This window comes from Stenotrophomonas sp. 05L44_2 (assembly GCF_056665995.1).
In genome coordinates, this window is sequence record NZ_JBFTNR010000061.1 from 1 (window position 1) to 9,856 (window position 9,856).

Sequence of the window (9,856 nt, forward strand, 5' to 3'; positions counted from 1 at the left end):
GCGCACCGGCACGCGCTGCACGACCTTGGTGAAGTTGCCGGTGGCGTTCTGCGGCGGCAGCAGCGCGAACTGCGAGCCGGTGCCGGGCGAGATGCTCTCCACAGTGCCGTGCAGGGTAGTGCCCGGCAGTGCATCGACCTTGATCTCGGCCGGCTGTCCGGCACGCATCAGACCCACCTGGGTTTCCTTGAAATTGGCGCTCAGGTACAGCGACTCGACCGGCACGATGGTCATGGTGCGGGTGCCGGCAGCGACGAACTGTCCCACCTGTACGGTCTTGTTGCCGACCCGGCCGTCGATGCGCGCGCGAAGCTCGGTGTCCTCGAAGGCGACCCGCGCCTGCGCGGCATCGGCCTGGGCCTGCTTCAGGCCGGCCTGGGCCTGTTCCAGTTGCGCCTGGCTGGCTTCGATCTGGCTCTGCGCGCCTTGGATCTGCGCCCTGGCCGCATCGTACTGGGCCTGTGCACGTTCGACGTCGTGGCGCAGGCTTTCCACGTGTTCGTGGGTGTCGGCACCGCTGGCAGCCAACGGGGTGAAGCGGGCCAGCTCGGCCTTGCCGAATCGCAGCGAGGCGGTGGCAGCGGTGAGTTGGGTGCGGGCCTGCAGCAGGCTGGACTGCTGGCCCTGCACGCCGGCGGCGGCGGCCGCGATATCGGCCTCGCGCACGGCGATCACCGCCTCGGCCTGGTCCAGGGTGGCGCGGTAGGTGCGCGGGTCGATGCGCAGCAGCGGTTCGCCGGCCTTGACCCACTGGTTGTCCTGCACCAGCACCTCGGTGACGTAGCCGTTGATGCGCGGGGCGACCGCCACCGCGTCGGCCTGCAGGTAGGCGTTGTTGGTGTCCTGCAGGTAGCGGCCGACCAGGAGGTGATAGGCCAGCCAAGCGATCAGCACCAGCACGACGAGGATGCCGATGATCGCCAGCATCCACCGGACCTTGGGGTTCTTCAGCGGTGAGGGCTTGGCGTGCTCCTTCCGCCGCTCGTTTTCATCATCGTGGGCGCTGTCGTCGCGCTGGGGCTGTTCGGTCATCGTCTCGTGGCGGTGGTCAGTGCCGTACGGGAAGGTAGGGCAGGCGGCGCCGACGCGGAGTGAACGTGGCGATCGCATCAGCGTGAGACCCGACCACCGGCTTGTCGCCAATGGCCCGTTGGTGCAACGGCACCGACGCCCGGCGACCAACGCCTTCGCCTTGGTCCGCGGCCAATCCATGCAGATGCAACGTTTTTCAGAGCAGAAATCATTGACCCGGCACGCGCTGTCATTGGGGAATCACCTCGACCCTCCAGTGAATCCGACATGGCCCACTCCAAATCATCACCGGTTCTCCCCTGCTGCCCGTCCGCATCTACGCCGCGTGACGTCGTGATCATCGGCGCCGGCCAGGCCGGGCTGTCACTCAGCGCGGTCCTGCAGGAGGCCGGCCTCGCGCATCGCGTACTGGAGGCGGAAACCGTGGGCGCCAGCTGGCGGCGGCGCTGGGATTCCTTCCAGACCAACACCGCCAACGCGACGATGGCCCTGCATGGCCACGCCTATGCGGGCGACGACCCGGAGGGCTTCATGGCTGCACCGGAAGTGATCCAGCGGCTCCGCGACTACGCCTGCGAAAGGTCACTGCCGATCCACGAAGGCTGCGCGGTCCTGCGTGTCACGCCCAAGGCGGGCGGCTACGCCATCGAATCCAGCCGCGGGCCGATCCAGGCCGCTGCGGTGGTGGTGGCCACCGGCGAATACGGCCGTCCCCGGATGCCCCGCGTTCCCTTTGCGCCCGGGCCGGCGCTGGCGGTACTGCACTCCAGCAACTACCGCAATTGCCGGCAGCTTCCCGACGGCGCTGTGCTGGTCATCGGCGGCGGCCAGTCCGGCGCGCAGATCGCCCAGGATCTCCGCGCCAGCGGCCGCACCGTGTATTGGTCGCTGGCCGAGCGCCATTCGCATACGCGCCGGCTGCGCGGCAAGGATTCGATGACCTGGTGGGACATGGCCGGACGCATCCACCAGCATGTGAGTGAATCGGCCGGGGTACTCGCCGGGGAGCCGGACGCGCTGCSCAAGGCCCGGACCGCAGAGTTCCCGCTGATTTCCGGCAAGGGACGCGCAGGCCTGGGCAGCTCGATCAGCCTGCTGTCGATGCATCGCGAGGGCATCACGCTGCTGGGCCGCCTGCAGGGCTTCGACGCGGACATCGCGCGCTTCGCCGATGTCCGCCCACAGCTGCGCACTGCGGTCGAAGCAACGCGGGCCGAGTACGCCTATCTCGATTCACTGGCAAGCGGGTACTACGCCACGCGGCCCGAACCGCGCACCGATGATGCCCGCTACATTCCCGAAGAGGTGTACCTGCACTGGGAGCCGGACGCCTCGCCGCGCGAACTTGATCTGAACGCTGCCGGCATCCGCTCGGTTGTCCTCGCCACGGGCTTCGTCGCCGAATGGCCGTGGCTGCATGTGGACGGCGTGCTGGACGAACACGGTTATCCGCTCGGCGAGTTCGGTGTCTCCCCGCAGCCTGGCCTGTTCTTCATCGGGATGCACAACCTGCAGCGGATGAGCTCATCATTCCTGTGCAACGGCGGTCGCGATGCGCGCGACCTGTTGCCCGCCATCCAGCGGCACCTTGGCCGGGCCGGCAGTACCGGCTCCGGCGCAGGGCAAGGCAGCTGCCGGGCAAGGCCCGGCGCTACCGGAAACGCTTAGCGACCGGTCTTCACCTCGGTCCACAGCCGGGTGTAGAGCTTGTCGGTCTCCGGCGTGTTGATCGAATAGGTGAACATCTTCGCGGCCACGTCGGCCGGCGGGTAGATGGTCGGGTCGGTGCGGATCGCCTCGTCCACCAGCGGGGTCGCGGTCGGCACCGGGTTGCCGTAGTGGATGAAGTTGGTGTTGGCCGCGGCCACCTTCGGTTCCAGCAGATAGTTGATGAACGCGTAGGCCGCTTCCGGATGCTTGGCATCCTTCGGGATGGCCAGCATGTCGAACCACTGCGGCGCGCCTTCCTTCGGGATCGAATAGGCCACGTGCACGCCATTGCTGGCCTCGGCCGCACGGTCGCGGGCCTGGATGATGTCACCCGACCAGCCCACCACCAGGCAGGTGCCGCCGTTGGCCAGCGAGCCCACGTACTGCGAGGAGTGGAAGTTCTGCACGTACGGGCGGATCGACTTCAGCAGGTCCGCCGCCTTCTGCAGGTCGGCCGGATCGCCGCTGTGCGGGTCCAGGCCCAGGTAGTGCAGCGCGATCGGAATCATGTCCGCCGGCGTGTCCAGGATGGTCACGCCGCAGTCCTTCATCTTGCTGATGTTTTCCGGCTTGAACACCAGGTCCCAGCTGTTGGCGATGTCGGTGCTGCCACCGAAGCGCTCCTTCAGCATGTCCACGTTGTAGCCGATGCCGGTGGTGCCGATCATGTAGGGCACACCGTACTGGTTGCCCGGATCCTGGGTAGCGATGCGCTTCATCACCGCCGGGTCGAGATTGGCCAGGTTCGGGATCTTCGACTTGTCCAGCGGCAGGAACACGCCGGCCTGGATCTGCCGGCCGAAGAAGTTCAGCGTCGGCACCACMACGTCGTAGCCGCTGTTGCCGGCCAGCAGCTTGGTCTCGACCATCTCGTCACTGTCGAACACATCGTAGRYGACCTTGATCCCGCTCTGCTTCTCGAAGTTGGGGATGGTGTCTTCGGCGATGTAGTCGCTGTAGTTGTAGACGTTCAGGACCTGGCTGTCCTGTCCGCCGCCGTTGCCGCCGCCACAGGCGGAAAGCATGGCGGAGGCCAGGCCGAGCGTGAGGATACGCAGCTTCATCGGGTGCTCCAGAATGCGGAAAGGGGGGCCGGCCGGGCCGGCGACGGGTGCCAGCCTACCCCCCGGCGAGGGATTTTTCTATTCGCGGCCTTCACACGTTCAGCAGCAGGAACTCGCGTTCCCACGAACTGATCACGCGGAAGAAGGTCTCGTATTCCTTGCGCTTGACCGAGGTGTAGGCGCGGCAGAAGCGCTCGCCGAGCAGGGCCTGCAGCTCGCTGCACTGCTCCAGCCCGTCCAGCGCTTCACCCAGCGAACGCGGCAGGTCGTAGCCCAGTTCCTTGGCGCTGCCGGTCACCGGCGCATCCGGCGCCAGGCGCTCACGGATGCCGAGCAGCCCGCAGGCCAGGGTCGCGGCCATCGCCAGGTAAGGGTTGGCGTCGGAGCCGGCAAAGCGGCTTTCCACCCGCATGTTCTCCGGCGTATCCAGCGGCACCCGCAGGCCGCAGGTGCGGTTGTCGAAGCCCCAGTGCACGTTGCTAGGCGAGACCTCACCGAACACCAGGCGCCGGTAGGAATTCACGTTCGGCGCGAAGAACGCCATGGCCATCGGCACATATTTCTGCAGGCCCGCCAGGTAATGGGCGAACAGCGGACTGAAGTCCTCACCACCGTGCTCGCCGGTGAACACGTTCTGGCCATCGCTGATGCGCAGCAGGCTCTGGTGGATGTGCATCGCACTGCCCGGCTCGTTCTCCATCGGCTTGGCCAGGAAGGTGGCATACACCCCATGGCGCATCGCCGATTCGCGCATGGTGCGCTTGAACAGGAACACCTGGTCGGCCAGATCCATCGCATTGGCGTGGGTGAAGTTGACCTCCAGCTGCGCCGCGCCGGATTCGTGGATCAGCGTATCCACGTCCAGCTTCATCGCATCGCAGTAGTCGTACATCAGGTCGAGGATCGGATCGAACTCGTTGACCGCGTCGATCGAGTACGACTGCCGCGCCGTTTCCGGGCGACCGGAGCGGCCCGCCGGGGGCAGCAGCGGAAAATCCGGATCGGTGTTCTTCTGCACCAGGAAGAATTCCAGCTCGGGCGCGACCACTGGCCGCAGGCCGAGCTCGGTATACGCATCCAGCACCCGGCGCAGCACGTTGCGCGGCGCCAGCTCATGCGGCTCGCCGTTCTTGGTGTAGCAGTCATGGATGACCTGCGCGGTCGGGTCGGTCGCCCACGGCACCATTCGCACGGTGTCCGGGTCGGGGCGCAGGATCATGTCCGAGTCCGACGGCGAGGTCAGGTCGTAGTAATCGTCCGGAAATTCGCCGGTGACGGTGGTCGCGAAGATGCCTTCGGGCAGGCGCGTGCCGTAATCGTGCGAGAACTTGTCGGCCGGGATGATCTTGCCGCGCGCATTGCCGGTGATGTCCGGAACCAGGCATTCGACCTCGGTGATGCGCCGCTCCTTCAGCCAGCGCAGCAGGCTGCTTTCCTGCGGGGGCGGGGGCGTGGCCGTCTTGCGCGGGCGCGTTCGGGAACTCATGGGGATTCCAGTCGATTCTGTTGGTGCTGCCGGCAAGCTTGGCCGAACGCACGGAAAATAGCGTGATAGAACGGCGTCTGCATGACACGCCACTCCGGGTGCCACTGTACGCCGAGCACGAATCGATGGCGCGGGCTGCGCGCTGCTTCGACCAGGCCATCATCGGCCCAGGCCTCGATCTGCAGGCCTTCGGCGACCTGTGCGATGCCCTGCCCGTGCACGGAATTGACCTGCACCCGATCGGCGGCACACCACTGCGCCAGCCACCCCCCATCGGCCAGGGTGATCGCATGGGCCGGCCCATACTGCTCCTCCACCGGCGCCTGCGGGTCTTCGCGATGGTCGGCCAGGCCGGGCACTGCATGCACCTGCGGATGCAGCGTGCCACCGAGCGCCACATTCAACTCCTGGAATCCGCGGCAGATCGCCAGCACGGGTAGATCCAACGCCAGCGCCTCGTGCAGCAGCGCGAACGCAGTGGCGTCGCGCGCCGGGTCATGCCGGTTGCCGTTCCAGGTGCGACCCCCTTCGTAATGCTGCGGCTCGATGTTGCTGACCGCGCCGGTCAGCAGCAGGCCATCCAGGCCCTGCAGCCAATCGCGCGCCGGCAGCGGCGGCTGCAGACTCGGTAGCACCAGCGGTGTTGCCTGCGCAGCGTCAACCAACGCACGCACATATTTTTCCCCGGCCACCGCGAAACGATGATGGCCGAGCACGGTGCTGTCGGTGGGCAGGCCCACCCAGGGTAGGCGGCGCATGGGGAAACTCCTTGGCGTGGCATCAAGGTACGCGCCCGGCATCGGCATCGGCAAGCCGCTGCCCTCACACCACGGGCGCCCGGCTTGGGCCAAACTATCGGCGTGAAGCCCGACCGTCCTCCCCCGCTCCGACGCCCTTTCCCGCTCCTGCGAGGCCGCCGGTGAGCGCCGCCTTCCCGCCCAGCTGGTACGCCTGCAGCCTGCCCGAACCGCCCGCATTGCCGCCGTTCCGCGGTGAACTGCGTGCCGATGTGGCGATACTGGGCGCCGGCTATACCGGCCTCACCGCCGCACTGGAACTGGCCCTGCGCGGCCAGCGGGTGGTGGTGCTGGAAGCGCAGCGGATCGGCTGGGGAGCCTCAGGCCGCAATGGTGGCCAGGCGCTGGTCGGCTACGGCTGCGAAGTGGACGAGCTGGAACGCCAGCTCGGCCACGAGGATGCGCGCCGCCTGTTCGACTGGTCGCGCGAGGCGGTACAGGCGATGCGCGCGCGCATCGACCGGCATGGCATCGAGTGCCATTGGGTGGAGGGCCACGCCAGCGTTGCCATCCGCGCACGCCACGAGCGCGACCTGCGCGCCAACTGCGAACACCTGCAGCGACATTACGATTACCCGATGCAGTGGTGGGAGCGCGATACCCTGCGTGGGCAACTGGACAGCCCGCGCTACCGCGCGGCGATGTTCGACCCACTCAGCGCCCACCTGCATCCGCTGGCCTACGCCCGCGGGCTGGCCGATGCCGCGCGCGCAGCCGGGGTGGTCATCCACGAACAATCGCCGGTGACGCGCATTCAACGCGGCGCACATGCGGTGCTGCATACCGACCACGGAAGCGTGCGCGCGCCGCAGCTGGTGGTGGCCGGCAACGCCCTGCTGCAGGGGCTGGTGCCCGAGCTTGAGCGGCGCATCATGCCGGTCGGTACGTATATCGGCGCCAGTGCACCGCTGGGGGCCGAACGCGCCCGCGCCCTGATCGGGAACAACATGGCGGTCTCCGACACGGCCTGGGCGCTGGACTATTTCCGGCTCAGCCATGACCACCGCCTGCTGTTCGGTGGCCGCGCCAGCTATTCCGCGCTGCCGCCGCCGGGCCTGCACCGGGTGATGCAGCGGCGCATGCACGAGGTGTTCCCGCAACTGGCCGACATCCCGCTGCAGCAGGTCTGGGGCGGTTATGTGGACATCACCCGCAACCGTGCCCCGCACTGGGGCCGGCTGGATGGGAATGTGTACTTCGCGCAGGGCTTCTCCGGCCACGGCGTGGCAGCGGCCGGGCTGGCCGGTGAAGTGATCGCCGAAGCCATCGTTGGCCAGAGCGAGCGGCTGGACGTGTTCCAGCGCCTGCGCCATGGCCCCTTCCCCGGCGGMCGSCTGCTGCGCAYGCCGCTGCTGGTGGCGGCSATGTCCTGGTACAAGCTGCGGGATGCGTTGTGGTGAGCTGATCAGGAAGCGAGCTGAATCTACCGCCCCCCGAAAACTGTGAAACTCGTCGCCGCCGGCATTCCTGTGATGACTTTCTCACTTGCCGGGCCGAGCGCTGAGGCGATTGCATAATCGAACGCGTGTCGATACCGTCGCTAAGAACCGGGTCCCGCGGCGAATGGATGCTGACAGGGAACGTACTGTGAAGGGGTAGTGCGATTGAACTGGTGGAATGAAGGCCTGCAGCTGAAGTTGCGTATCCGCCCGGCGGGGCTGGTCCTTGCGCTGCTGTACGCCGTTGCATGCTGGGCGTCGCGCCAGTTGTCGCTCGACCAGTTCTATCTGCCGGCCGGCGTCCGCGTCGCTGCAGTGCTGTTGTTCCCCCCGCGTTGGTGGCCATACCTGCTGCTGGGCGAATATGCCTACTTTGCGCAGATGCGCGTGCCAATGATCGAGAAGTATGGGCTGGCCTGGATCGTACTTGGTTCGGCACTGCTGATGCCTGCCGTGATGCTGATCGTGCATCTCCACCGGAAGATGATGGTGACCACGAAGAATGCGTGGCTGATTTCAGTCGCGGCGGCTTCGGCGCTGGTGGTCACCGCGCTCAATCTGATGCTGGCACACCTTCTCTGGCCGACACCCCCCGAGATGCCGGTGCTTGCCAGCATCGCACGCTTGGTGGTTGGCGACTTCATCGGCATTCTGACCCTTGCGCCGCTCGCGTTGCTGTGGACACGACGGACCAGCAACGCCCGGTGGACGTCAGGCTTTGCCCCGCCTGCACTCGCCGCCCTGACGATGATGGCGATGATTGGTCTGTATGCCGCACAGCTGCCCCTGGACGAAGTCAATGCCAAGACGTCGATGCAGCTGCTGATGGCGCTGCCAGTCGTCGTGCTTACCTGCCTGTACGGCTGGCGAGGTGCGGCGATCGGAGTGCCCTCGCTCAACCTGATCATCGGCCTCACCACGCCCAGTCCCTACACGGGAGCATTCGATCCAGCCGCCTTCGCGACCCAGCAGATAATGGCGGTCACCGGCGCTGCACTGTTGGTGCTGGGGTCGCGCATTACCCACTACTACCACCGTTCGCGATTGGGCGAAGTGGGTGAAAGGGATGCGCTCAAGCATGCGCGAAATTCACTGGTGGCAAGCGAGCTAGATCTCCGCGAGCGCGCGCGGCACCTGAGGAAACTGGGGGACGGTATCGACACCTCGCTCAGCGAGGTGGTGAACTGGCTCAATGCTCAGGGCCATCCCACTATAGCGAACAGCCTTCTGCACATGGCTTCGGTCCATTCGCGACAGTTCAGGGAACAGACCAGCATGGTCTATCCGGCCGCGTTGGAACATCTCGGGCTCTATGTCGCCCTCCAGGCCGGCGGCGTACGTGAAAGCTGGGACCTGAGCCATCGGGTGATGCGCCCTCGCCTGCTCGGCGATCCCTGCCAGCTCAGCGTCGGCCTGCAGCTAGCCGCCTATCGCGCACTCACCGATGCTGTTTCGCTGTTGATCAACAGTGAATCAGGCCAGATCCGCATCCGCGTACGTTGCGGCCAGACAGGCGGACGCCGCGGCATCCTGATGACGGTCGCACTACTGGATTCATACCGCAACCTGTCACCGTCCACCGTTACCGCCACGGTCGAGCGCTTGGCTGGCCGGACGATTGCGTATGGCGGGACAGTGCAGTGCCATCGGAACCGGATACGGATGGCGATGGTGGAAACGGATGATTCCGCCGCCCTCGGCATGGCATCGTTCAACGCGATGGATCACGTAACGGCCTTCGGGCAGGGAAACTCGCAGACCCAGACCTGACGCCCGGGGTCTGCTCGGCCGCGTCCATCGTGGCAATCGCAGCGGCGCGGAGACCCCGACGCCGCTGCGCTCCTCACTGTCTTTACGGTGTTTCGACCGACCAGATAACGTCGCTGCCGCTGCGGTAACGCACCAGCGAGAAATCACTGGCGCTGTAGATCTGCGAGCGGGTGGCACCTGCCGGTATCTGGATCTGCTGCTGGGGCAGCGAAACCCGGGCCGCGTTGTTGCCTGCCGGCAGCACCCAGTATGTGCCTCCAGCATTGCCGATGATCAACTGCACGTTTCCGAGCAGGTCATTCACCTGTAGATAGGTGATCCCATCGCGCTGGAATCCAAACAGCTGCCAGCTGGGGTCTTGACTGAGATTGATCGCGGCAGGACTTGCCTGACCCAGTCCAGCAGTTGCCAACGGCTTTCCATGGAAGTCCGACGGACCGCCCGCGAATGCCGGGGCAGCGGCGAGAATCAAAAATGCAGTGGTCGCACCAAAACATGAAAATCGCACAGTGACCTCCAGGTCGAAGTTAACGTCAGGAACCTCCAGCAGATACTAAC

The 9,856-nt window shown here is 66.2% G+C and carries 8 protein-coding genes; 3 read left to right on the plus strand and 5 right to left on the minus strand.

What is annotated here, in order from left to right; all coding sequences use genetic code 11:
* A partial coding sequence (locus AC1VAN_RS03605) for an HlyD family secretion protein (protein ID WP_480985285.1) occupies positions 1 to 1,032 on the minus strand: 1,032 nt, incomplete at its 3' end.
* Positions 1,033 to 1,299: 267 nt separating this feature from the next.
* On the opposite strand from AC1VAN_RS03605, the gene AC1VAN_RS03610 reads away from it, so the two are divergent.
* Complete coding sequence (locus AC1VAN_RS03610) at positions 1,300 to 2,700, plus strand: flavin-containing monooxygenase (RefSeq protein WP_480985286.1); 1,401 nt, start codon at positions 1,300 to 1,302, stop codon at positions 2,698 to 2,700.
* On the opposite strand, the gene AC1VAN_RS03615 is transcribed toward AC1VAN_RS03610, so the two are convergent.
* The 3 genes from AC1VAN_RS03615 to AC1VAN_RS03625 form a co-directional block, all read right to left on the minus strand.
* Positions 2,697 to 3,806 (minus strand): polyamine ABC transporter substrate-binding protein, encoded by a 1,110-nt coding sequence (locus AC1VAN_RS03615; protein WP_480985287.1) that lies wholly within the window; start codon positions 3,804 to 3,806, stop codon positions 2,697 to 2,699. The genes AC1VAN_RS03610 and AC1VAN_RS03615 overlap by 4 nt on opposite strands.
* Before the next feature lie 91 nt (positions 3,807 to 3,897).
* On the minus strand, positions 3,898 to 5,292 hold the full coding sequence (locus AC1VAN_RS03620) for a glutamine synthetase family protein (protein ID WP_025875326.1): 1,395 nt from the start codon (positions 5,290 to 5,292) through the stop codon (positions 3,898 to 3,900).
* Positions 5,289 to 6,050 (minus strand): gamma-glutamyl-gamma-aminobutyrate hydrolase family protein, encoded by a 762-nt coding sequence (locus AC1VAN_RS03625; RefSeq protein WP_282280272.1) that lies wholly within the window; start codon positions 6,048 to 6,050, stop codon positions 5,289 to 5,291. Before AC1VAN_RS03625 ends, AC1VAN_RS03620 begins: the two co-directional genes overlap by 4 nt.
* Positions 6,051 to 6,211: 161 nt before the next feature.
* On the opposite strand from AC1VAN_RS03625, the gene AC1VAN_RS03630 reads away from it, so the two are divergent.
* Together AC1VAN_RS03630 and AC1VAN_RS03635 are read left to right on the plus strand one after the other, a co-directional pair.
* The gene (locus AC1VAN_RS03630; protein WP_480985288.1) at positions 6,212 to 7,489 is read left to right on the plus strand and encodes an NAD(P)/FAD-dependent oxidoreductase; all 1,278 of its coding nucleotides are present in this window, start codon (positions 6,212 to 6,214) and stop codon (positions 7,487 to 7,489) included.
* Positions 7,490 to 7,687: 198 nt separating this feature from the next.
* The gene (locus AC1VAN_RS03635; protein ID WP_258954209.1) at positions 7,688 to 9,298 is read left to right on the plus strand and encodes an MASE1 domain-containing protein; all 1,611 of its coding nucleotides are present in this window, start codon (positions 7,688 to 7,690) and stop codon (positions 9,296 to 9,298) included.
* A gap of 82 nt (positions 9,299 to 9,380) precedes the next feature.
* On the opposite strand, the gene AC1VAN_RS03640 is transcribed toward AC1VAN_RS03635, so the two are convergent.
* On the minus strand, positions 9,381 to 9,710 hold the full coding sequence (locus AC1VAN_RS03640) for a hypothetical protein (RefSeq protein WP_235189914.1): 330 nt from the start codon (positions 9,708 to 9,710) through the stop codon (positions 9,381 to 9,383).
* Positions 9,711 to 9,856: the final 146 nt, after the last annotated feature.

What these genes read in the sequence shown, in the direction of transcription:
- AC1VAN_RS03625 (WP_282280272.1), bottom strand. Translation starts at nt 6,050, where the DNA reads ATGCGCCGCCTACCCTGGGTGGGCCTGCCCACCGACAGCACCGTGCTC.
- AC1VAN_RS03620 (WP_025875326.1), bottom strand. Translation starts at nt 5,292, where the DNA reads ATGAGTTCCCGAACGCGCCCGCGCAAGACGGCCACGCCCCCGCCCCCG.